Source organism: Synechococcus sp. 63AY4M2 (genome assembly GCF_002760475.1).
Taxonomy (GTDB): domain Bacteria; phylum Cyanobacteriota; class Cyanobacteriia; order Thermostichales; family Thermostichaceae; genus Thermostichus.
Window position 1 is genome coordinate 1,452,822 of record NZ_AXUX01000001.1, and the last position, 20,586, is coordinate 1,473,407.

Annotated in this window: 19 protein-coding genes and 3 pseudogenes; 13 read left to right on the top strand and 9 right to left on the bottom strand. The window is 61.1% G+C overall.

Going from position 1 to position 20,586, the window contains the following annotated elements; translation table 11 throughout:
- Positions 1-192: 192 nt before the first annotated feature.
- The 3 genes from metE to SYN63AY4M2_RS06430 all read left to right on the top strand — a co-directional run bounded on the left by metE (position 193) and on the right by SYN63AY4M2_RS06430 (position 4,890).
- Entirely contained in the window at positions 193-2,436 is a 2,244-nt protein-coding gene (gene metE / locus SYN63AY4M2_RS06420) for a 5-methyltetrahydropteroyltriglutamate--homocysteine S-methyltransferase (protein WP_011429087.1), read from the top strand.
- Positions 2,437-2,650: 214 nt separating this feature from the next.
- Positions 2,651-3,643 (top strand): methyltransferase domain-containing protein, encoded by a 993-nt coding sequence (locus SYN63AY4M2_RS06425; RefSeq protein ID WP_011429086.1) that lies wholly within the window; start codon positions 2,651-2,653, stop codon positions 3,641-3,643.
- Between the two features lie 2 nt (positions 3,644-3,645).
- Positions 3,646-4,890, top strand: a complete 1,245-nt coding sequence (locus SYN63AY4M2_RS06430; protein ID WP_011429085.1) for an FAD-dependent hydroxylase — start codon at positions 3,646-3,648, stop codon at positions 4,888-4,890.
- Here the strand turns inward: SYN63AY4M2_RS06430 and SYN63AY4M2_RS06435 are convergent.
- The 3 genes from SYN63AY4M2_RS06435 to SYN63AY4M2_RS06445 all read right to left on the bottom strand — a co-directional run bounded on the left by SYN63AY4M2_RS06435 (position 4,860) and on the right by SYN63AY4M2_RS06445 (position 7,939).
- Positions 4,860-6,575, bottom strand: a complete 1,716-nt coding sequence (locus tag SYN63AY4M2_RS06435) for an ATP-binding protein (RefSeq protein ID WP_099812598.1) — start codon at positions 6,573-6,575, stop codon at positions 4,860-4,862. The genes SYN63AY4M2_RS06430 and SYN63AY4M2_RS06435 overlap by 31 nt on opposite strands.
- 10 nt (positions 6,576-6,585) lie before the next feature.
- A complete protein-coding gene (locus SYN63AY4M2_RS06440) occupies positions 6,586-7,374 on the bottom strand; it encodes an Ig-like domain-containing protein (RefSeq protein ID WP_011429083.1) in 789 nt (262 codons plus the stop codon).
- 259 nt (positions 7,375-7,633) lie between these two features.
- Complete coding sequence (locus SYN63AY4M2_RS06445) at positions 7,634-7,939, bottom strand: AbrB family transcriptional regulator (protein WP_346426048.1); 306 nt, start codon at positions 7,937-7,939, stop codon at positions 7,634-7,636.
- A 412-nt stretch (positions 7,940-8,351) separates the two neighbouring features.
- Between SYN63AY4M2_RS06445 and coaBC the strand changes: the two genes are divergently transcribed.
- The 4 genes from coaBC to SYN63AY4M2_RS06465 all read left to right on the top strand — a co-directional run bounded on the left by coaBC (position 8,352) and on the right by SYN63AY4M2_RS06465 (position 12,537).
- Entirely contained in the window at positions 8,352-9,575 is a 1,224-nt protein-coding gene (gene coaBC / locus SYN63AY4M2_RS06450; RefSeq protein WP_011429081.1) for a bifunctional phosphopantothenoylcysteine decarboxylase/phosphopantothenate--cysteine ligase CoaBC, read from the top strand.
- Positions 9,576-9,629: 54 nt separating this feature from the next.
- Entirely contained in the window at positions 9,630-10,388 is a 759-nt protein-coding gene (locus SYN63AY4M2_RS06455; RefSeq protein ID WP_011429080.1) for a hypothetical protein, read from the top strand.
- A gap of 187 nt (positions 10,389-10,575) precedes the next feature.
- A complete protein-coding gene (gene cax / locus SYN63AY4M2_RS06460; RefSeq protein WP_011429079.1) occupies positions 10,576-11,694 on the top strand; it encodes a calcium/proton exchanger in 1,119 nt (372 codons plus the stop codon).
- A gap of 39 nt (positions 11,695-11,733) precedes the next feature.
- Positions 11,734-12,537 carry a mechanosensitive ion channel family protein gene (locus SYN63AY4M2_RS06465; RefSeq protein ID WP_099812601.1) on the top strand — a complete coding sequence of 268 codons (804 nt, stop codon included), beginning with the start codon at positions 11,734-11,736 and terminating at the stop codon, positions 12,535-12,537.
- A gap of 32 nt (positions 12,538-12,569) precedes the next feature.
- On the opposite strand, the gene SYN63AY4M2_RS06470 is transcribed toward SYN63AY4M2_RS06465, so the two are convergent.
- The 3 genes from SYN63AY4M2_RS06470 to SYN63AY4M2_RS06480 all read right to left on the bottom strand — a co-directional run bounded on the left by SYN63AY4M2_RS06470 (position 12,570) and on the right by SYN63AY4M2_RS06480 (position 14,758).
- Positions 12,570-12,809 (bottom strand): DNA-directed RNA polymerase subunit omega, encoded by a 240-nt coding sequence (locus SYN63AY4M2_RS06470; RefSeq protein WP_011429075.1) that lies wholly within the window; start codon positions 12,807-12,809, stop codon positions 12,570-12,572.
- Positions 12,810-12,902: 93 nt separating this feature from the next.
- Positions 12,903-13,820 (bottom strand): permease-like cell division protein FtsX, encoded by a 918-nt coding sequence (locus SYN63AY4M2_RS06475; RefSeq protein ID WP_011429074.1) that lies wholly within the window; start codon positions 13,818-13,820, stop codon positions 12,903-12,905.
- Positions 13,821-13,912: 92 nt separating this feature from the next.
- Complete coding sequence (locus tag SYN63AY4M2_RS06480; protein ID WP_240527761.1) at positions 13,913-14,758, bottom strand: ATP-binding cassette domain-containing protein; 846 nt, start codon at positions 14,756-14,758, stop codon at positions 13,913-13,915.
- Positions 14,759-14,863: 105 nt separating this feature from the next.
- Here SYN63AY4M2_RS06480 and SYN63AY4M2_RS14450 point away from each other — a divergent pair.
- Positions 14,864-15,071: pseudogene (locus SYN63AY4M2_RS14450) on the top strand (hypothetical protein); the annotation flags it as partial.
- 38 nt (positions 15,072-15,109) lie between these two features.
- Here SYN63AY4M2_RS14450 and SYN63AY4M2_RS06490 read toward each other — a convergent pair.
- Positions 15,110-15,841 carry a WecB/TagA/CpsF family glycosyltransferase gene (locus SYN63AY4M2_RS06490; RefSeq protein WP_011429066.1) on the bottom strand — a complete coding sequence of 244 codons (732 nt, stop codon included), beginning with the start codon at positions 15,839-15,841 and terminating at the stop codon, positions 15,110-15,112.
- Between the two features lie 89 nt (positions 15,842-15,930).
- On the opposite strand from SYN63AY4M2_RS06490, the gene SYN63AY4M2_RS06495 reads away from it, so the two are divergent.
- On the top strand, positions 15,931-16,857 hold the full coding sequence (locus SYN63AY4M2_RS06495; RefSeq protein WP_049749697.1) for an alpha/beta fold hydrolase: 927 nt from the start codon (positions 15,931-15,933) through the stop codon (positions 16,855-16,857).
- 36 nt (positions 16,858-16,893) lie between these two features.
- Here the strand turns inward: SYN63AY4M2_RS06495 and SYN63AY4M2_RS06500 are convergent, their stop codons facing one another.
- Positions 16,894-17,376 (bottom strand): pyridoxamine 5'-phosphate oxidase family protein, encoded by a 483-nt coding sequence (locus tag SYN63AY4M2_RS06500; protein ID WP_011429064.1) that lies wholly within the window; start codon positions 17,374-17,376, stop codon positions 16,894-16,896.
- 159 nt (positions 17,377-17,535) lie between these two features.
- Between SYN63AY4M2_RS06500 and ilvA the strand changes: the two genes are divergently transcribed.
- Positions 17,536-19,047 (top strand): threonine ammonia-lyase, biosynthetic, encoded by a 1,512-nt coding sequence (gene ilvA, locus SYN63AY4M2_RS06505; protein WP_011429063.1) that lies wholly within the window; start codon positions 17,536-17,538, stop codon positions 19,045-19,047.
- A 101-nt stretch (positions 19,048-19,148) separates the two neighbouring features.
- Positions 19,149-19,370 carry a high light inducible protein gene (locus SYN63AY4M2_RS06510; protein ID WP_011429062.1) on the top strand — a complete coding sequence of 74 codons (222 nt, stop codon included), beginning with the start codon at positions 19,149-19,151 and terminating at the stop codon, positions 19,368-19,370.
- A gap of 203 nt (positions 19,371-19,573) precedes the next feature.
- Here the strand turns inward: SYN63AY4M2_RS06510 and SYN63AY4M2_RS06515 are convergent.
- Positions 19,574-19,706: pseudogene (locus tag SYN63AY4M2_RS06515) on the bottom strand (IS200/IS605 family transposase); the annotation flags it as partial.
- A 354-nt stretch (positions 19,707-20,060) separates the two neighbouring features.
- Between SYN63AY4M2_RS06515 and SYN63AY4M2_RS06520 the strand changes: the two are divergent.
- Both SYN63AY4M2_RS06520 and SYN63AY4M2_RS14135 read left to right on the top strand, forming a co-directional pair.
- Complete coding sequence (locus tag SYN63AY4M2_RS06520; protein ID WP_240527388.1) at positions 20,061-20,303, top strand: transposase; 243 nt, start codon at positions 20,061-20,063, stop codon at positions 20,301-20,303.
- A gap of 160 nt (positions 20,304-20,463) precedes the next feature.
- A pseudogene (locus SYN63AY4M2_RS14135) lies at positions 20,464-20,586 on the top strand (Uma2 family endonuclease); the annotation flags it as partial.

The following is a 20,586-nucleotide window of genomic DNA, read 5'->3' on the forward strand; positions in this document are numbered from 1 at the left end:
CCCCTGTGCAGAGTGGGCAAGCCGCCAGGGTGAAGGAACGCCTTGACAGCTCCGGCAGGTTTCCTGGCCTAGGGAAAACCTTCTGCCGGGATGCCACCGATAGGCATGTCGGCGGCCATCTCTTGCTGCCTAGGTTGGATGACAACTGGCGGCAACCTCAATTACCGAATTCGATTCAGGACAAGGTACCTTATGGCCATTGAAACTCAAACCCTAGGCTATGCCCGCATGGGCAAGCGCCGCGAGCTGAAGAAAGCCCTGGAGGCCTTTTGGGGCGGCACCCTGGAGGCGGAAGCCTTGTTGGCGACGCTGCAGGATCTGGAGAGTCAGGCCTGGCGAACCCAGCGACAGGCCAACCTCGACCACATTGCCGTAGGAGATCAAACCCTCTACGACCACGTTTTGGACTGGGCCACCTGGCTGGGGCTGATTCCCTCCCGGTTTCAGAGCTTATCAGGCCTGGAGCGCTACTTTGCCATGGCGCGGGGGCAGGAGGGGCTGCCGGCCTTGGAAATGACCAAGTGGTTTGACACCAACTACCACTACCTGGTGCCGGAAATTGAGGCCGACGCGATCCCTCAGGCCCATTTCGACGACTTCCTGGCCACGGTGCGACGGGCGCAAGGGATCCTAGGAAACCGCACCAGCCCCGTCCTCCTCAGTCCGGTTACCCTTCTTGCTCTAAGCCAGCGCTCTGGCGAGTTGCGGGGGGATCTGGAGAAGCTGCTTCCTCTCTACAGAGAACTCTTGCAGGAGCTGCAGCGCCTGGGGATCCGGGAAGTGCAAGTCCATGAGCCCATCTTGGTGACCAGCGAAGGCAAAAGTCTTCAGGAAGCGGTGGAGCAGACCTACCGCTGGCTTGCAAGCGTGGGGATCCCTCTCCACCTGGTTACCTACTTTGACGACTTGGGGGAGACTTACCCCTGGGCGGTGGAGCTTCCGGTAGCTGGCCTCAGCCTCGACTTCACCCGCGGCCACAACCTGGAACTGGTCAGAGCCCACGGCTTCCCCGCCGACAAGATCCTGGGGGCGGGGGTAGTGGACGGGCGCAACATCTGGCAGATCCAGCCCAAAGCCGTTCTGGCCACTCTGCAAGAGCTGCAAGCCCTAGCCCCCAACCTGCGGGTGCAGCCTTCTTGCTCGCTCCAATTTGTGCCCCACGACGCTGCTCTGGAAACCCACCTGCCAGAGCCTTTGCGCAATGTTCTCAGCTTTGCCGAGCAGAAGCTGGCCGAGGTGGTTCTGCTGGCCCGCACCCTCAACGGCGAAGACACCGCCGCCCAGCAGCAGGAGCTGGAGCAGCAGTGGCAGGCCTTCCAGGACTTCAATCCCCCCAACTCTACAGTGCGCCAGGCCTTGGCTAACCTGACGGCGCAGGACTTCCAGCGCTCCCTTCCCTACGAGCAGCGTATAGGCCGGCAGGTCAAGCTGCCACCGCTGCCGACCACCACCATCGGCTCTTTTCCCCAAACCCCCGAAGTCCGGCAGTGGCGGGTCAAGTACAAAAAGGGCGAGATCTCCCAGGCCGAATACGAAGCTGCCATCGACGCCGAAATTGCCAAGTGCATCCGCATCCAAGAAGAAATTGGCCTGGATGTGCTGGTGCATGGTGAGTTCGAGCGCACCGACATGGTGGAATACTTCGCCCAACAACTGCAGGGCTTTGCCTTTACCGAGCACGGCTGGGTGCAGAGCTATGGCAGCCGCTGCGTGCGTCCCCCCATTCTCTACGGCGACGTGTCTCGCCCTCGCCCCATGACGGTGCGGGAGTTCAAGGTGGCCCAATCTCTGACTCAAAAGCCGGTCAAGGGGATGCTGACAGGGCCGGTAACCATGCTCAACTGGTCCTTCCCCCGCGTTGACGTTTCCCGTCGCGAGCAGGCCCTGCAAATTGCCCTGGCCCTGCGGGCAGAGGTGGCCGACTTGGAAGCTGCCGGAGCCGCGATGGTGCAGGTGGACGAGCCAGCGCTGCGAGAGGGGCTGCCCTTGAAAAAAGAGCGCTGGCCAGAATACTTAAGTTGGGCGGTGGAGGCCTTCCGCCTGACTACCGCTGGCGCCAAGCCCGAAACCCAGATCCACACCCACATGTGCTACTCGGAGTTCGGGGACATCATCGAGCACATCGAGCGTCTGGATGCCGACGTCCTCTCCATCGAAAACAGCCGCAGCAGCAACAAAACCTTGCTGCAGATTGCCCAAGCCGGCTATCGCCACCAGGTAGGCAACGGCGTTTACGACGTTCACAGCCCGGCGGTGCCCGACACCGAGCAGATTCTCCGGCAACTGCGCCTGGGAGTGGCCCACTTGCCGCTAGAGCAAACCTGGGTCAACCCCGACTGCGGCCTAAAAACCCGCCGCTGGGAGGAAGTGATCCCTGCCCTGAAAAACATGGTGGCAGCCACTCAGCGTCTAAGGGAGGAGCTCCAGGCCACCTAGCCCCCGGCAAGGTTGCTCAGGCCAGCGTCTCCTCCGCGGGCAACCGTGCGGCTACGACACTCCTAGGCCGCCTTGCAGCTGGCAAATAGGGCAAGATGAGAGTGGGGCTTTGCTCCGCTGGATCAACGGAGGCCAGAAGGGATCCCCGCTGTGTCTGTTGCCACCGCAGCAACAATCATCAATTGCCACCTCTAGCCATCTCAAGGTAGTTCTAATGAATCCAACACTCTGGGTTTTTTGGGGCCTAGTCCTGCTCCTAGCTATAGGATTGGGAGCCTACCTGTTGACCGCCCGCAAGTACCGCTCTCCTGAATCGGTAGCCCGCGCCTACGACGAATGGACGCGAGACGGGATCCTGGAGTTCTACTGGGGCGAGCATATTCACCTGGGCCACTACGGATCCCCGCCGCGGCGGAAGAACTTCATCCAGGCCAAGCACGACTTTGTCCACGAGATGGTGCGCTGGGGCGGGCTGGATCGGCTGCCGCCGGGGACGACGGTGTTGGATGTGGGCTGCGGCATTGGCGGTAGTTGTCGCATCTTGGCCCGCGACTATGGCTTTGTGGTGACCGGCATCACCATCAGCCCGCAGCAGGTGCAGCGGGCCCAGGAGCTCACCCCCCCCGATCTGCCCGTCCGGTTTCAGGTGGCCGACGCCCTCAACCTGCCCTTCCCCGACGCCAGCTTTGATGTGGTCTGGTCCATCGAGGCGGGGCCCCACATGCCGGACAAGGCTCGCTACGCCAGCGAGATGCTGCGGGTGCTCAAGCCAGGCGGCATCTTGGTGGTGGCGGACTGGAACCAGCGCGACGACCGTCAAAAGCCCCTCAACTTCTGGGAGCGGCTGGTGATGCGGCAGTTGTTGGATCAGTGGTCGCACCCCGCCTTTTCCAGCATCGAGGGGTTTGCCGAACAGTTGCAAGCCACGGGCCTGGTGGAAGGACAGGTGCAAACTGCCGACTGGACGCAAGAAACTCTTCCTTCTTGGCTGGATTCCATCTGGCAGGGGGTTGTCCGTCCCGAAGGGTTGCTGAAGTTTGGCTTGGTGGGCTTGATCAAGTCGCTGCGGGAGGTGCCCACTTTCTTGCTCATGCGCCTGGCCTTCGGCACTGGCCTCTGCCGCTTTGGCATGTTCCGAGCGGTGCGGGCCGCCACGCCGGCAAACTCCGCCCGCCCAGAAGTAGTTGCCCACAGCACTCAGCACTAGAAATGACAACCCTTGCTCCCACTCCGACTACCTTGGCAGCCGTTTACGACGTGATCATCGTCGGCGGCGGCATTGCGGGCTTGACCCTAGCTTGTGCCCTGCAGGGATCCGGCCTGCGCTTGGCCCTCATTGAGGCCCAGTCGGCTGAGGCAGTCAGGCAGCGCCCCTTGGCCTATGCCCTTTCGCCGTTGTCGATCCGCATCTTTCGGGCCATCGGGGTGTGGGAGGCGCTGGCTCCCCACATCACACCCTTTGCCCAGGTGATTCTGACCGACGCCGACGCTCCCCAGCGGGTGACGTTTAGGCCGGAGGATGTGGGGGAAACGGCAGTTTTCTACTGCGGCGAACATGCTCGGCTGCAGCAGGTGCTCCAGGAGCGGGTGGCTGCCGATCCCCAGATCACCTGCCACTACGAAGCCAGGGTGGAGAGCGTAACCTACGGGGAGGCTGCGGCTGAGGTAGAGCTGGAAACGACCCAAGGCCGCCGCCGGCTGGCCGCCTCCCTGGTGGTAGCCGCCGATGGCCTGCGCTCCCAAGTGCGCCAGCGGGCAGGGATCCCGAGCGACGGCTGGGACTACTGGCAGTCGTGTATCACCGCCCTGGTGGCCCCTGCCCAAGACCACCAAAACGTCGCCTACGAGCGCTTTTGGCCTGCCGGCCCCTTCGCCATCCTGCCCCTGCCCGGCAACCGCTGCCAGGTGGTCTGGATCCTGCCCCACGAGCAGGCCAAGGCCACGCTGGCCCTTTCCCAGGCCGACTTCTTGGCCGAGATGCAGCGCTACTACGGCGACCAGGGCGGCTACCTTACCTTGCTGAACCCGCCCCAAGTCTTCCCGGCCCGCCTGCGCCAGAGCCGCCGCTACTATCAGCACCGCCTGGCTTTGGTGGGGGACGCCGCTCACCACTGTCATCCCGTAGCTGGCCAAGGGCTGAACCTCGGCATCCGCGATGCCGCTGCCTTGGCCCAAGTGTTGCTGGACGCCTGGAGACGACAGGAGGATTTGGGAGAGGTCCAAGTCCTGCGGCGCTACGGTCGCCGTCGCCGCTGGGAAAACTGGGTGGTGTTGCTCTTTACGGATCTCCTCACCCGCACTTTCTCCAACTCCTACTGGCCCCTGGTGGTCTTGCGGCGCTTGGTTTTGATAGGGATGATACGCTTTCCGCCGCTGCGGCGCTTTTTGCTGCGCCTGATGACCGGGCTGTGGGGCAGCCCTCCCTACAGCCCCAGTTCCTCCTTGGCCTTCTGAGCTGCCCAAAGCACCTCCGCATCTTCGGCCTGCGACCAGTCGGGGTCGGCGATCTCGGCGTAGAACCTCTGGTCGTAGGAGCGGGTTTGCACCACCACCGGCATGGGCACGGCATGGCCGAGAACCAGGGCCTGCTGTTTGGAATCCAGCTTGGCCAGCACCGTTTTCAAGTTCTGGCTGCCGGCTACACCCGTGAACACAGCCTCGATATCTTGGTCATCGTTGAGAAGGGCCGTGATGCGGGTGCCCAACTGCGACATCACCTCGCGGTCGAGACTGGAAGGGCGCTGATCCACCACCAGCAGCGTCACAAAGTACTTGCGCATCTCGCGGGCGATGGTGCCGAAAATGGTCTGCTTGGCCGCCCGCGGATCCAGAAAGCGGTGCGCTTCCTCGATGGTGATGCACAGTTGCCGGGGCCGGTCGAGGGGATTTTTGGACTGCAAGTACCGCTCCGTCTGCTGCACATAGGCCTGGTGAATGCGGCGGGTGATGACGTTGGCCGCCAACATGTAGGAGAGCAGGTTGGACTGGGATCCGAACTCGATGACCACGTGAATGCCGCGGCTGAGGGCCTCCAGGATCTCGCCGATGTAGTTGTGGGGCAGGCTGTTGCGGATGTACTTGAGGTCGTCGAGACGGGTGAGCTTGCGCTGCAGGGCCAGGATCGAGGCCTTGTTGCCCATTTTTTGCTCGCAAAACTCCTGAATCTCGGCGTTGGAAAGGCTCAAAAGACGGCTGATCCAGTCGCGGCCAAACTCGTTGCGCAGGATAATGGCGTTTTCCAGACTGGCCTCGGAGAGGTTGAGCTCCTCTGCCAACAGCGCCAGATCCTCCACCTCGATCTGGTTGTAGGCAATAAACAGCTCGCGGGCATCCCGCACCCCTCGCCGCCGCGTGGAATCGGGATCCAAGGTATAGATTTGCACCTGGCCGGGGAAGAGCTGCCGCAGCCCCTTGACGGTGGTGGCCTGCCTATCCTCGCTGGCCGCCTCCCAGCCATACTCAGAGTGCATATCAAAAACCAGGTTTACCGCCGCCCGTTTGCGGATGATGCCCGCCAGGATCAGGCGGGCCAAAAAGGATTTGCCGGTACCGGACTTGCCGAAGATGCCGTTGCTGCGCTCCACCCAGCGATCCAGATCCAGACAAATGGGCACCGCCATGTCCAAGGGTTGGCCGATGGCGAAGTTGCGCCGAGTGGGGTCGTCTTCCCAGCCGAAGACGGTGCGAAAGTCCAGCTCCCGCGCCTCGTACACCTGGGAAAAGTGGGCCGGCACCGTTTTCACCGGCAACAGCTCCATCGCCTCGGCAGCAGGAGGGGCTGAGCCGCAGTCGTCTGGCCGCTTGGGATCGATGAGGGGATACAGCCTCTCTGCTTCCGTCTGCCGCGGCACCAGCATCAGCATGGGCGTGAGGGCGATAACCCCGTAGGTGCCGGTACCCGCCAGCACCTCCTGCAGCAGGGTCTCTTCCGGGCGGGGGGGATTGACCAAGATCTGCGGGTTGCTGGTTGCTAAGGTAACGTCGGTGAGCAGGCCGAAGAAGCGGTGGCGCTCCCCCTGGATCACCACAAACTTGCCCACCCGCAGGTCTTCTACCGAGACACCGGGGTTGAGGCGAGCTTCCAAGCCCCGACTCAGGGATCCCTGGATGACGGTGGCTAGCGGTTGGGGAGCGGTCATGGCGGTGAGACTAGTTGCCCGCCTGAGCGCGGGCGCTGCTGCGGGGGGCCCCATCTTGGACGATCCAAGTGCGGACGATCTCCACCTCCTCCGGCGTCCAAAAGCCCAGACGAGAGAGGGGCAGCCCGCGGGCCTGGAGGTAGGCGATCTCCGGGGATCCGCCGCGGGCCTGAGGGCGGTTGGGGTTGTTGGCGTTGAGGATGGTGGCGTGGCGGCGCGTCCAGCGGGGATCGATCAACTCGCTGTTGGGATCCCCTGGCTTGACGTAGGCCAGAACCGCTTCGTAGCTGTCCAGCAACTGGGTGCGCTGTCGCCCTGCCGGCTGGTGGCAGCCGACACAACTGGCCTCCAGCAACGGCTTGATGTCCCGCTCGTAGGTAAACTGCGGCTCGGTGCGAAAGCGCAGTTGGATGGTCTGCTCCAGCGGCAGCCCCTCCTGCGGCGCGATCGTGAGGGTGTAGTCGGTGCTAAAGCGCAAGGGATCCCGAGGTTTAAGCAACAACTCGTCTCCCTGCACGTCGAAAATGACCGCTGCCGGCGGCTCCAACTGAACCGCCAGCCGTTGTAGATTGGGATCCAGCGGCCGATCGAATTGCAGCCGTAGAACCCCGTCCACAAAAACATCCTGCTGCTCGGGGGCTGGCTGAGAGGAGACCCACTGCAGCGGCGCATTCGATTGCGACTCAACCTGCAGATGAGGCTGAACGGCCCAGAACACCACTGCCAACACCACCAGCCCCACCCAAATTCGCCAGCGTCGCCACCGACGGGCCAGGTTCTGTGCAGTTGGAGTGTACATTGCCGCCGCCCTCATGAACTTTAACTTTTGTCAGAATAACGAAGCCCTCTGCGCTTCAGCCATCAATTGATACCTATTGATACAGATGATACAGACAGATAGGGATCCTCAACGAATACGAGGATCCCTTGTCCGCCTAAAAACAGGGTGACGATGGAGGGAAAGAAGCATCTCGCTCTTCCCTAACCATCGAGGGCTTTACCCAAGCTGAAACGCTGTTATCAGCAGAGAGAACCTCGACAAGGCAGGCGACAGGAAATCAGTCGATGCGCTCTAGCTTGATGTTGTGGTGGCCCAACTTGATCTCGAACTGATCCCCCGGCTTGAGGCCCATCTTCTTGGTGTAGGCAGCTCCGATGAGGAGGTTGCCATTCTTGTGAACCGAAACCCGGTAAGTCGGAGCCCGACCGCGGGAACCGTTCTCATCACTAGCATCGAGATCCACACCGACTGCCTTCAGCAAGGCATTGTTGAACTGCATCAGATTCACTCGCTCCTGACCATTCTTGGTATAGGTGACGTAGCCACAGGCGCGAGCTTTTTCCTTGCGATCCGCATTTCCCATCGAAGTTACCTTGTCGAGGAGCTCTTGGCCAGTGAGTGGTTTTGGTTTACCGGTCGTAGTCATATCAAGATGGCTCAAGGACAACAGTTAGTGTAGCCAAAAACAAATAGCGATTGCAATAAGTTGCCTTCAACTCTTTCTTATTAGAGGAGACAAGTTCGGCAAGCGGAATGGGATCTGAAGAGGCGAGTGCGCAAAACAGCAGTAGCGAATTCCCCCTGCGGGACAGAACCTGTAGAGTCGAGGTCGGACTTGCGAAAGAGGGGTTCTCCCCAGGCAAGCCCTAGGCTCGCAAGTGCTGTTCTCGGCGGGATCGGCGGCCTGAGCCCTAGCACTTTGGGCGAGGGATTCCTGTTGTGTTGCTGGCAAAGGCAGGGAAACTGGAAACAGGGCTGTTTGAGTATTCGCTGATATGGATCCCTTTTGGTCGGGGCGGCGTCTGCTGGTTGGGGTGAGCGGGGGAATTGCTGCCTACAAAACTGCGGTTTTGGTGTCTGCTCTGGCCCAGCAGGGGGCAGAGGTGAGGGTGGTTTTGACGCAAGCTGCACAACAGTTTATCTCCCCGCTGACGTTTGCCACTGTGTCCCGTCAGCCGGCTTTTACAGATGCCGAGTTCTGGCAAGCTGCGCGGGGACGGCCGCTGCACATCGAGCTGGGGGAATGGGCCGAGGCTCTCCTGATTGCGCCGCTTTCGGCCAACACCTTGGGCAAGCTGGCCCAGGGGCTGGCGGACAATTTGCTCACCAACGTGGTTTTGGCCTCCCACTGTCCGGTGGCCTTGGCGCCGGCCATGAATACCCACATGTGGAAGGCTGAAGCAGTGGCCGAGAATTGGCAGCGGCTGCAACGGGATCCCCGCTTCTGGGCCTTGCCCACGGCCAGGGGCCGCCTGGCCTGCGATGCGGTGGGGGAAGGGCGCCTGCTGGAGCCAGAGGCGCTGCAGGAGTATGTGCGGGCTCTGCTCTGGACAGGGGGGCAAAAAGACTGGCAAGGGAAGCGGGTGTTGGTGACGGCAGGAGGCACCCGCGAGCCCATCGACGCGGTGCGCTTTATCGGCAACCCGGCCAGTGGGCGGATGGGGGTGGCGCTGGCGGTGGCCGCCGCCTGTCGGGGGGCCGAAGTCACGCTGGTGCATGGGCCGCTGGGGATCCCCTTTGATCCAGCACCCTTCGCCATTCGGGCCATCCCGGTGGAGACAGCAGCCCAACTGGAGCAGGTTTTGCGGGCGGAGTTTCCCCAGGTGGACGTGCTCTGGATGGCAACGGCAGTGGGGGATGTGCGGCCCACGCAGACCTATGCGGGCAAGCTGGCCAAGGCCGAGCTGCCCCTGCTGCTGCCCTTGGAGCCTGTCCCCGATTTGGTGGCAGCCCTAGCCCGTCACCGACGTCCCGGCCAGCTTCTTATCGGCTTTGCTGCCCAGAGCGGGGATCCTCTCCCCCCGGCCAAGGAGAAGCTGCAGCAGAAAGGGCTGGACGCCATTGTGGCCAACCCCATCGACCAGCCGGAGAGCGGCTTTGGCAGCAGCCACAACCAAGGCTACTGGATCCCGCGGCAGGGCAACCCGGAACTGCTCCCGTTGGCCACCAAATCGACCCTGGCTCACCGGCTGCTGGATCTGGCCCTGCGCCTAGGCTGACTTGGATAGCCGGCCAAAATCAGGTACCTTTGAGGCTAAGCGCAGAGGGATCCGATGGCGATCATTGTCTTGAGAGCCTGGTATTTGGATTCGGTGTTGTCTGCCTCCCAAGTGCAACAGCGAGCCCCTGACTTGCGCCTAAGCCGTACCGGCCTCCTGAAAACGGCGATGCGAGCCGATTTCCTCGACGATGTGGAGCAGGTGAAGGCCTCTGTCTGGTGGCAGCGCTACTTGGAAGGGGAGCTGGTGGAGTTTTACATCGAGGGCAGCGGCGCCTACAGCATCTCCAACCTCGATTTAATCAGCCGCGAGATCTACTTCAATAAGCGGGCTGCCCTAAGCATCACGGAGCCGGCCATCTACTTCTGTGGCCAATCAGATTACCCCGACTCCAGCGCCACGCTGCACCAGGCGTTGCAGACGGTGGTGGAGGCCATTAACCGCCATCATCAGCCGGTTCTTCCGCTACAACTGCAGGGATCCCCAGAGACACCCCTCATCGACGCAGCGCTGATTCGCAAGCTCAAGCAGGCGTTGCTGGTGGTGGCCGATGTCACCCCTGTGCAGGTCAATGGCCGGGGGCGGCCTCTGCCCAGCCCACAGGTCTGTCTGGAGCTGGGCTATGCCCTGCAATCGAAGCGCCCCGAGCAACTGCTGCTGGTGCAACTGCCCCGCCACGGCATCGAGGGATCCTTTCCCTTTGAGGTGGAAGGCAGCAGCTTTTTGAAAATCGGCGATCCGCAGCACCTGGTGGATCAACTGGGAGCCGAGCTCCTCCGCCTGCTGCAGCGCCATCGAGTCATCTCCCTCTAATGGCAGTACCTACTCAAGCCTCCCTGGCAGCAGCTAGACTGCTTTGGAAGGCCGCTGCTGCCGCCGCCACACTTCTGAAACTATCTATCAGCCTCTATTCCCCGGAACTATGACTCTGGCCGATGCAAATTCTCTGGTTTCCTCAGTTCGCCCTGCAGCAGGCTGGCAGAGAGCGCTGAACGGCTTGATGTTCCTGCTGCTGCTGGGGGTTCCCCTCTCGTGGACAGGCCACTTGCAGGGCTGGGATCCCAATCTGGTCTTCCTTTGTGCGGCCTTGGCGGTGGTGGCCTTGGCGAAGTTTATGGGTCAAGCCACCGAGGAGATCGCTGCCTTGACCGGGCCGACGATCGGGGGACTGATCAACGCCACCTTTGGCAACGCCACCGAGCTAATCATTGGCCTGGTGGCGCTGCAGGCGGGACTGGTGGAGGTGGTGAAAGCCTCCATCACCGGCTCGATCATCAGCAACCTGCTGCTGGTGGCCGGGCTGGCCATGTTTTTGGGCGGCATTAAGTTTCGCGAGCAGAGCTTTCGGCCCGAAGTGGCGCGTATGAACGCCTCGGTAATGAACCTGGCGGTGGTGGCCCTGATCTTGCCCAGCGTGGTCACCTATGCCGACGCCAACTTGGGCGCGCTCTCCATCCAAGAGCTCTCTACAGCGGTGGCTTTGGTGCTGATCGGGGTTTATGGCCTTACCTTGCTGTTTTCCCTCAAAACCCACAGCTACCTTTACACCATTCACGAGGCAGAGGCGGCAGAACATGAAGCCGCTGCCCGTCTCGCCCCCAATCCGGTTTTGCAGGCAGAGGGATCCATTCCCCAAGTGTTGACGGCCCCGCCCGAGCGGGCCGGTTTGGGGTTTTGGCTGTTGGCCCTCTTGGGGTTGACGGTGTTGGTGGCGCTGGAGTCGGAACTGTTGGTGAGCACCCTGGAGCATACTCTGGAGCACTTGCACATTACCTCGCTGTTCATGGGGGTGATTTTGCTGCCGATCATCGGCAATGCGGCCGAACATGCGACGGCAATCACGGTGGCCATGAAAGACAAGATGGATCTCTCCTTCTCAGTATCTCTGGGCTCGACGATGCAAATTGCCCTGTTCGTGGCGCCTCTGTTGGTGCTGGCCGGGAACGTGCTGGGCCAGCCGATGAACTTTAACTTCGGCACAGTGGAGCTGGTGGCCATTGCCGTCTCGGTGTTGCTGGTCAACTCCGTCAGCAGCGACGGTCGCTCCAACTGGCTGGAGGGGCTGTTGCTCTTGGCCACCTATGCCATTCTCGGCATTGCTTTTTTCTTTTTGGAGTGAGGTTGTTCAAGTACTCCACACCGCGGACGCAAACGATTCATGTTGCGCCAGCTGCGACCGGTAGATAAGTCGGGGAAAATGGGATCCCTGCTGTGGCCGCTCCTTTTCGGCGCGTCCCTCGCCCTATCTCCGGCCATCGAGCCTGCCTGGGGGCAGGAAACTTCTCAAAACCACGGCACCGCCTCCAACGTGCCTTTGCTCAGCCGCTTGGATGCTCTGGAAGAGCTGCGGCAAGCGCTCAGCCTGCCCACCGCTTCCATCCAAACGGAGGCCGTGACACTGGATGGGCGGCGGCTGTTCTTGGTCGCCGCGCCACAGGGGGATCCCGGCAGCCTGCCGCCGGTGTCGCAGCGGGCCCGCTCCATTCCCAACAGCGCCATTCGGGTGGTGGAGAACCTCTCCAACGGCTGGTCGCGGGTGGATCTGGGGATCGTGATCGCCTACGAAAACGACCTGGAACAGGCCATCCGCATTACCGAGCAGGTGGCTCTACAGATGTATCGGGAGCCGGCCTGGCGGGACAAGATCCGCGAGCCCCCCGAGATGCACGGCGTCGATGACCTGGGGGAGCGGGGGATTACATTGCGCATCTGGATCAAGGTGCAACCGCTGCAGCAGTGGCGGGTGACGCGGGAATACCGCCGTCGCCTCAAGCATGCCTTCGACCAAGCCGGGATCCAGATCCCGTTTCCGCAACAAGCCCTCTGGTTCCGCAGCCCACTGGAGATGCGCATCCAGGGCCTCAGCCCGGAAGAAACCCACCGCCTTTTGCACCCAATGGAGTCACGGCTGAGCAACCCCGATCCCATTTCTGAGGAGCGAGCCGGCCAACTTCCTCCCTAGCTGGCCATCGCAGCTCCAAGGGGGCCAGGCGGCTACTCGTCGCCGATGATTTCCGGCTCGGTCAGCTCATCGGACATTTCGATGATGGCGCGGCGAATGGGCTTCATCCAGCCCTCTTCCACATCGTTGGGGTCATCGTAGCGGCGACGCTTGGCCCGATTGGCCACCTGCACTGTGATGCGATAGCGGTTTTTGGAAGCGTTAATTAACGCCTCTACCCGACGCATCAGCTCGTCGTTGTCGATGCCCAAGTGAGGGTTACGCAAGGTCATGGTCGGCGTCTTGTTACCAGGTAGCCTTTTATCTTAGCAAACCTCTCGCAGCTCATAAGGGCGTCAGCCCGGCCCAGGGCGAGGGATCCCCGATCAAAACCAACGCCCCGCCGACTTGCGCACTGCAATCAAGCTGCTGCTGGTGCCCAGAAAAACCCCCATCCCCAGCAACAGCAGCGGCAGAAACCAAAACTCCGCCTGGCCGGGATCGGCCTGCATCACCTTGAGGAAGGGCAGCGCAATCAACTGCTCCAGCGCCTCCTGCAGTAACTGTTGGGATCCCAGAACCAAGCCCCAAGCCCCCAGCGCACTGACTACCCCGAACAGGCAGCCCTGCAAAATAAAGGGCAAGTAAATCCAGGTCGCCGTCGCACCCACCAGTTGCATCACCTCAATCTCCCGCCGCCGCGCCATGACAACCAGGCGAATGGTGGTAGTGATCACCGCCACTGCCGTCAGGGCCAACACCCCGGTGATGCTCAGGGATCCCAGACGTAGCACCTCCTGGATTTGGGCCAGTTGCTCCACAATGCGGTCGCCGTAGTACACCTCGTCTACCCCCTCCAGTTGGCGGATCTGCTCGGCCACTTGACCTAGGATCTCGGCAGAATCGGCCTTGACTCGCAGGGCATCCACCAAAGGGTTATCCCCCAACTGGGTCTCCAGGGCCGCCTCATCCTGGATCCCCATCTCCAGCAAAAGGTCGCGCCAAGCTTGCTCTTTGGTGATCACCCTCACCTCCGCCACATGAGGCAGTTGGGCCACTTGGGGCTGCAAATCCACCCCCCGGCGTTCCGGCTCCAGATAGACGGAGATCTCCAGTTGCCCCCCCAGCGACTGGACCGTTGCATCCACCCCCCGAGACAGCTCCACGCCGATCCCCACCAGAAACAGCAACACCAACAGGGTGCTGATAGCAGCCCAGTTCAGCCAGCCTCCTCGCCGCAACCCCAAAAAAGTTTCCTGCAGGAGGTAGCGGATTTTGTTGAGAAATCGGGAGAGAGAGTGCATGCTGCCTACCGTCCAAGAGTTTGCCCGCTCTAAGCTTTAGCGTCGCAGTTGTGGAGAGGAAGATGGGGCTGCGCCGCTCTGGCGGGAGCCCCTCAGCGCATATCGTACAGATGTCCTCCCTCCAGGCGCACCACCCGGTGACCCGCCCGCTCCACCAGATAGGGGTCGTGGCTAGTCATGAGGATCGTCACGCCAAAAGAATTGAGCCGCTCCAGGATTTGGAGCACCAATAGGGAGTTTTCCCGATCCAGATTTCCCGTCGGCTCGTCGGCCAGCAACAAGACGGGCATGTTGACAATGGCGCGGGCCAAGCTGAGGCGCTGTTGCTCCCCTCCCGAAAGCTCGTCCGGGAAGCAATCCCGCTTCTCGGTCAGCCCCACCATCTTCAAGGTCGGCCCCAGGCGGCGGCGAATCTCTGCTGGGGAAAGTCCCTGGGCGCGCAGCACAAAGGCCACATTTTCCGCCAGGGTGCGATTGGCCAAGAGGCGATAGTCTTGAAAAACCACCCCCAAGCGCCGCCGCAACATGGCTAGGGGGCGGGGCGGGATGCGGTAGGGCCGTCGCCGACCTTCCGAAGAAAACAGACACACCCCATCCACTATCACCGTGCCCTCGGTGGCCTGTTCGGCCCCGTAGAGCAGCCGTAGCAGGGTGGACTTGCCCGCCCCCGACACCCCGGTTACGAACACAAACTCGCCGCGGCGCACCTCCAAGTTCACATCTCGGAAAACCCAGTTGCCGTTGGGAAAGACCTTGCTCACCCCCCGCAGCGACACCATGCTCTCAGCGCTACCTAGGGCTGGCAGGGATCCGGTCTGGGGCTTGCGGTAGAGGCCCAAGGTGGTTTCTGGGTCGGTTGGGACGAGGAGGGAGGGGTTTGGGGCTGTACCAGCCCAAGGGTGAAGGCGGGGAGCGTAGCCGATGTGCTGACCAAGCATCGTGGTAAAGCGCCTAGAGAGAAGGGAACGAGTGGAGCTGCCAGGCTAGGAGCATGACTCTAGTCAATAATAAGCTCAACTATACTGAAAATAATGTATAATATGTTCAGTACGGATTACTACCAGTTGATCTTTCTGTTTACTTTCGAGTCTGCCAACATGGTAGCCAAAGCAAAGCAGAAAATTGGTAGTAAGACGACACGGAAACTGCGCTTTGGGTATTCTACTCAAAGCTTTGCGGGATACCGCCATTCTGTTTGGACTCCGTCCCGCTAACGCGAATGGAAACAAGCAGAATGCTATCGCTGCATAGTTGAACAGTGATGTTCAGCAGTGTTCAGCGTAAATGTATCAGCGATCCCACAGCACCCGCCAGGCAAACCTGGGCAAAGCCAACATGCGTCGCCAGCGCCAAGGTTCCTGATAGAGACGATACAACCATTCCAGGTGATGGTCACGCCACCAGCGGGGGGCTCGCCGTTTTTGGCCGGCCCAAATGTCGAAGCTGCCCCCCACCCCCATCCAGATGGCCTGGGGCAAGAGGCTGCGCCATCTCTGGATCCACAGCTCCTGGCGCGGGGATCCCAGCCCCACCCACACCAGTTGGGGTTGGATTTTCTGGAGAGCTTGCAGAAGTTTTTCCTCTTCGGCGCCAGAGAAGTAGCCGTGATGGCCCCAAATGGACAGAGAGGGAAAGTGAGCTTGCCACTGCTGAACCGCTGCCCGGTTGACTGCCGGCCTTCCTCCCACCAAGGCCAAGCGCCACCCCCGTTCTGCTGCCCGCGAGATCAAAGCTTCGGCCAGCTCGATCCCCGGCACCCGCTGGACACGGATCCCCTGCCGCCGCAAAGCCCACACCACCCCCGCCCCATCTGGGATCACCAGCTCAGCCTCCTGCAGCACTTGGGCAAAGGCCGGATCCCGCTGCGCCTGCATGATCATCTCCGGATTGCAGGTGACTACCTGAGCACCCAGGCCCTGGCTGATGCGGGCTTCAATCCAGGCGGTATAGCTCTGCAGATGGGTTTCCGGCAGGGTAAGGTGCAGGTTGACGCCCAAAAGGGAGTAGGTTACCAACGACATTGCCACGGGCCTAGGGAGAGAACTTGCTTCCCAATCCAGATTGTGCCAACAAAAAAGAGCGCTATCCTTCGGGGTGAGATAGGGATTCCATGCTCTCTGAACAGCCTTCTACAAGCGTCTTGGCCCCCCGCGAGGGGCGCTGGTTCTGGCAGGGCCAGTCCATCCGCTACCAACAGGCGGGATCCGCCGGCCCGGCGGTGGTGCTTATCCACGGTTTTGGGGCCAGCAGCGACCACTGGCGGAAAAATTTGCCGGAGCTGGGGCGGCACTGCCGCGTGTACGCCCTTGACCTCCTGGGATTTGGGGGATCCGCCAAGCCCTTGCCGGGATCCCCTTTCCCCTACACCTTTGAAACCTGGGGCGCCCAGGTGGCCGATTTTGGGCGGGAGGTGGTGGGGGAGCCAGCTTATCTGGTGGGCAACTCCATTGGTTGCATTGTGGCCTTGCAGGCGGCTGTTTTCGAGCCAGGCCAGGCCTTGGGGGTGGCGATGTTGGATCCCTCACTGCGGCTGTTGCACGAGCGCAAGCGTCGCCAGATCTCTTGGCTGCGCCGCCGAACCACCCCCCTCATCCAGTCCTTGCTGGGGTGGCCCCCCTTCGGCCGGTTTTTCTTTGCCCAGATAGCCCAGCCCTGGGCCATTCGCAACATCCTCCTCCAAGCGTATGGGCGCAAGGAAGCGGTTACGGAAGACCTGGTGCAGCTTTTGCTGCGACCGGCCCTCGATCCGGGAGCGGCAGAGGTGTTCTTGGCCTTTGTGCGCTACTCCCAGGGGCCCTTGGCCGAGGATCTCCTGCCCCAGGTCACCTGCCCCGTCCTCATCCTCTGGGGAGAGGTGGATCCCTGGGAGCCCATTGCTTTGGGGCGGGCCTTGGCCGAGTTCCCCTGCGTGGTGGGGTTCATCCCCCTGCCGGGAGTTGGCCACTGCCCCCAAGACGAGGCCCCGGAGCTGGTCAACCCGCTGCTGCTGGCTTGGATCCGGGATCCCACCCGAAAACCTGAGCTCGGGATCCCCTAGCAACTCCCGCGAGGAGGAAGGTCTGGGTTCTCCCGCCTAAGAGCGACCGAGGTGCTCCAGTTGATCCAGGTTGGGGCCGCTCAGCCGGAAGGCCTGGCCAAACCCCTGAATGAAGCTGCCGCCGGTGGGGGTGATCTGGCAGAAGTGGAAGTCCGCTAGGCCCAGGATCATCTCGGCAATCTCGTACTTGGCGCGATAAAGAGCCTCGAACCCCTGGGCTTGCGCTTCCTTGCGGCTGAGGAACTGGGCTTTTCCGCTCACCATCACCCGCGGCAAAGCGTGGTTGCTGCGGGGATCCCCCGGCGTGGGCGGCTCGTGGATGAGCAGGCTGGCTCGCGGATCCGCCCGCAAAGCCTGGGTGTGGGAAGAAAGGTCGCTGATGACAATGGCAAAGCGCAAGGGATCCCACTGCACCACGAAGGGCACCAACGATACCGCCGGGGATCCGTGATCCAGCACCGCCAAGCTGGCCACCGGCTGGCCCTCCAGCAGCGCCTTCAACTTTTCCTGCGCCGACATCGCTTTTTCTCCCATTGCCCCTGCTATTATCCCCAAGCCCCCCTCGTTTGAGAAGGGTTGGATCCCTGGGATAATATCCATTGCCCGTTTGAGCAGCCCGCACCACCGGGAGCAACGTTTTTCGACATTTTTCAACCCTATCGACGTCGATACATCCCGATGTATTGTGACTATCTTGTTCAGATCCTCACGGCTCGCGTTTACGACGTCGCCCAAGAAACCCCCCTGGAGCCGGCTTTTAACCTCTCCCGCCGCCTGAACAACCAGGTCTGGCTCAAGCGGGAAGATCTGCAGCCGGTTTTCTCCTTTAAGCTGCGGGGGGCCTACAACAAGATGGCCCACCTGCCTCCGGAGCAACTGGCGCAAGGGGTGATCGCGGCCTCTGCGGGCAACCACGCCCAAGGGGTAGCCCTGGCAGCGCAGCGGCTGGGCACCCACGCGGTCATCGTGATGCCCGTCACCACCCCCCAGGTGAAGATAGACGCGGTGCGGGCGCGGGGGGCCCAGGTGGTCTTGCACGGCGACACCTTTGACGATGCCTATGCTCACGCGCGGCAACTGGAAGCCGAGAAAGGTTTGACCTTCATCCATCCGTTCGACGATCCCCTGGTGATCGCTGGCCAGGGCACCATCGGCATGGAGATCCTGCGCCAGTCTCAACAGCCCATCCACGCCATCTTCGTCGCCGTCGGCGGGGGCGGCCTGATCTCGGGCATCGCCGCCTACGTCAAGCGCCTGCGCCCGGAGATCAAAATCATTGGGGTAGAACCGCTGGACGCCGACGCCATGTACCGCTCCCTACGAGCTGGCCGAAGGGTGCGCCTCTCTCAGGTAGGCCTGTTTGCTGATGGGGTGGCGGTGCGAGAGGTGGGGGAAGAAACCTTCCGCCTCTGTCAGCAGTACGTGGACGAGATCCTCTTGGTGAGCACCGACGACACCTGTGCCGCCATCAAGGATGTCTTTGAAGATACCCGCTCTATTTTGGAGCCCGCCGGCGCCTTGGCCATTGCCGGCCTCAAAGCCTACGTCAGCCGCACCGGCATCCAGGGACAGACCCTGGTGGCGGTGGCCAGCGGGGCCAATATGAACTTCGACCGCCTGCGCTTTGTGGCCGAGCGAGCCGAGATCGGCGAACAGCGGGAGGCCATTTTCGCCGTCACCATCCCCGAAGAGCGGGGCAGCCTGCGTCGGTTCTGCGCCCACATCGGCCAGCGCAACCTCACCGAGTTCAACTACCGCATTGCCGATACCCACGAAGCTCACATCTTTGTCGGCCTACAGGTGCGGGATCGGGCCGATGCCCAGGCAGCGGCCCTGGATCTGGAGCGGGCTGGCTTTAAGACCTTGGATCTCACCGACGACGAGCTGGCCAAGCTGCATCTACGCCACATGGTGGGGGGGCGCTCCCCCCTGGCCGAGAACGAGCTGCTCTACCGCTTCGAGTTCCCGGAGCGGCCCGGGGCCCTGATGCAGTTCTTGTCTTGCATGAGCCCCAACTGGAACATCAGCCTCTTTCACTACCGCAACAACGGCGCCGACTACGGTCGCGTCCTCATCGGCATGCAAGTGCCCACCTCGGAAATGCCCGCCTGGCAGCGCTTTCTGGATACCCTGAACTATCGCTACTGGGACGAAAGCCACAATCCGGCCTACAAACTCTTCCTAGCCTAGTCAGTGTCGGCTTGTTGCGGGGGTGAACAAAGTTGTAAACAAAACTTTACAGTCCTATGTAGAGCGCGCTACGCTAGTAGAGAAAAAGCAAGGAGAATCCTATGAGCAGATATCGCTCCGTCGTAGTCGAAGAAGGTGGCCGCCTCAACAACTACGCCATCGAGCCGGAGATGTACGTGGACACCGTTCCGCGGGTGGGCTTCACCGACTATGCAGAGCGCTTGAACGGGCGTTTGGCGATGATCGGTTTTGTTGCCCTGATCCTGTTTGAAGCCTTGTCTGGCACTACTCTCATCGGCTGGCTGCAGTCCCTGGGGCAGTAGAAGAGGGGAAAGCAAGCCGTGGCTTGTGAAATCCGAGGCGGTCAACCTGGGAGTACAGGCGATCTTTGCCTGAACAAGCCCTTCCTTGGCTGACTTTGCACACAAAAGGATAGCTTGGTAGCCCCGCACTTGAGTGCGGGGCGGAAAAGCCCGCTAGCCACTTTAGTCGCTTACCCATGATGGGGGTCGTTGATATAGTTTCATAGCTCAAACAACCTCTTCCTGACTTCTCCCACCAAGACCTCTCTCCTTACTCTTTGGCCAAAAAATAAGATAAACAACCGCTAGCCCCACAGCATGGTTGTAGTGATTGTACCGTTGACTTTCCTCTCGCATTATCGCTTGCCCATGTCAGACTGCGGTTGTCATGCCGCTTGCCAACAATGATGGAGTGCGGCTGTCAGCAGGTTCGAGTCAGGAACAGGGAGCTAGTCCCCCTATTAGAGTACTTGTGTCAACAGTCTAATAAGGTGTACAACTGTGCTTTGTACTATGCGAGACAAGTCTATTTCAAAACGAAGCGATGGGCAAGCTATGGTGCGCTTTGCGCTGAGATGGTGAGAACCCAAAACAAGCACTTCATCGCAATGTATGTCTCCGCCGCACAACAGACCTGTAAGTCTGTAGCTGGAGTGGGTCTATGCCAAGCCTGCCCAGCCCAAATCACTGGATCCGAGAAAAGCTCTAGCAATTGACCACGGAGTCAACAACTGGCTCACGTGCGTTAGCAACTTAGGACATAGCTTCATCATTGATGGCCGCAAAGTCAAGTCCTTTAACCAGGGGTACAACAAGGAGCTGGCTAGGCTCAAGACTCACAAGCCGCAGGGGTTTTGGTTGCAAAAGCTTGACCGAACTACGGAAACCGGCGGATTAAGAAAGTCAGCAGAACCTTGGGGCTTTGCCTTCAGGAACTGTCCAGAGGCGCTTTGACAACGCCGTTACGGGTTCTTTTGTGGACTGCGTAAGAATCCCCCGCCTTTAGGCGGTGGGAGTGTCAACTTCCTCCCCTCTGGCTGTGGGAGAGGGGCTAGGGGTGAGGGATCCAAAAGACTACAATAGCGCCAGCCCATCCTCAAATCCTCTAAACGGGATCCCTAAGGCCGTGATCTCCCTCAACTTACGGCCCAGCCTGGAGTTGACCGATGAAATCTTTGAACAGCTCTGCCGGCAGAACCCTGAGCTGCGCCTGGAGCGCACCGCCAAAGGGGAGCTA

Bases quoted from the DNA above. Each gene is read 5' to 3' on its own strand.
- SYN63AY4M2_RS06440 (WP_011429083.1), bottom strand. From the start codon at position 7,374: ATGTACACTCCAACTGCACAGAACCTGGCCCGTCGGTGGCGACGCTGG.
- cax (WP_011429079.1), top strand. From the start codon at position 10,576: ATGTTCCTGCTGCTGCTGGGGGTTCCCCTCTCGTGGACAGGCCACTTG.
- SYN63AY4M2_RS06500 (WP_011429064.1), bottom strand. From the start codon at position 17,376: ATGTCGGCGCAGGAAAAGTTGAAGGCGCTGCTGGAGGGCCAGCCGGTG.
- SYN63AY4M2_RS06480 (WP_240527761.1), bottom strand. From the start codon at position 14,758: ATGCTTGGTCAGCACATCGGCTACGCTCCCCGCCTTCACCCTTGGGCT.
- SYN63AY4M2_RS06490 (WP_011429066.1), bottom strand. From the start codon at position 15,841: ATGTCGTTGGTAACCTACTCCCTTTTGGGCGTCAACCTGCACCTTACC.
- SYN63AY4M2_RS06445 (WP_346426048.1), bottom strand. From the start codon at position 7,939: ATGGGAAATGCGGATCGCAAGGAAAAAGCTCGCGCCTGTGGCTACGTC.
- SYN63AY4M2_RS06495 (WP_049749697.1), top strand. From the start codon at position 15,931: ATGCTCTCTGAACAGCCTTCTACAAGCGTCTTGGCCCCCCGCGAGGGG.
- coaBC (WP_011429081.1), top strand. From the start codon at position 8,352: ATGGATCCCTTTTGGTCGGGGCGGCGTCTGCTGGTTGGGGTGAGCGGG.
- SYN63AY4M2_RS06425 (WP_011429086.1), top strand. From the start codon at position 2,651: ATGAATCCAACACTCTGGGTTTTTTGGGGCCTAGTCCTGCTCCTAGCT.
- SYN63AY4M2_RS06475 (WP_011429074.1), bottom strand. From the start codon at position 13,820: ATGCACTCTCTCTCCCGATTTCTCAACAAAATCCGCTACCTCCTGCAG.
- SYN63AY4M2_RS06465 (WP_099812601.1), top strand. From the start codon at position 11,734: ATGTTGCGCCAGCTGCGACCGGTAGATAAGTCGGGGAAAATGGGATCC.
- SYN63AY4M2_RS06430 (WP_011429085.1), top strand. From the start codon at position 3,646: ATGACAACCCTTGCTCCCACTCCGACTACCTTGGCAGCCGTTTACGAC.
- SYN63AY4M2_RS06435 (WP_099812598.1), bottom strand. From the start codon at position 6,575: ATGACCGCTCCCCAACCGCTAGCCACCGTCATCCAGGGATCCCTGAGT.
- metE (WP_011429087.1), top strand. From the start codon at position 193: ATGGCCATTGAAACTCAAACCCTAGGCTATGCCCGCATGGGCAAGCGC.
- SYN63AY4M2_RS06470 (WP_011429075.1), bottom strand. From the start codon at position 12,809: ATGACCTTGCGTAACCCTCACTTGGGCATCGACAACGACGAGCTGATG.
- SYN63AY4M2_RS06510 (WP_011429062.1), top strand. From the start codon at position 19,149: ATGAGCAGATATCGCTCCGTCGTAGTCGAAGAAGGTGGCCGCCTCAAC.
- ilvA (WP_011429063.1), top strand. From the start codon at position 17,536: ATGTATTGTGACTATCTTGTTCAGATCCTCACGGCTCGCGTTTACGAC.
- SYN63AY4M2_RS06455 (WP_011429080.1), top strand. From the start codon at position 9,630: ATGGCGATCATTGTCTTGAGAGCCTGGTATTTGGATTCGGTGTTGTCT.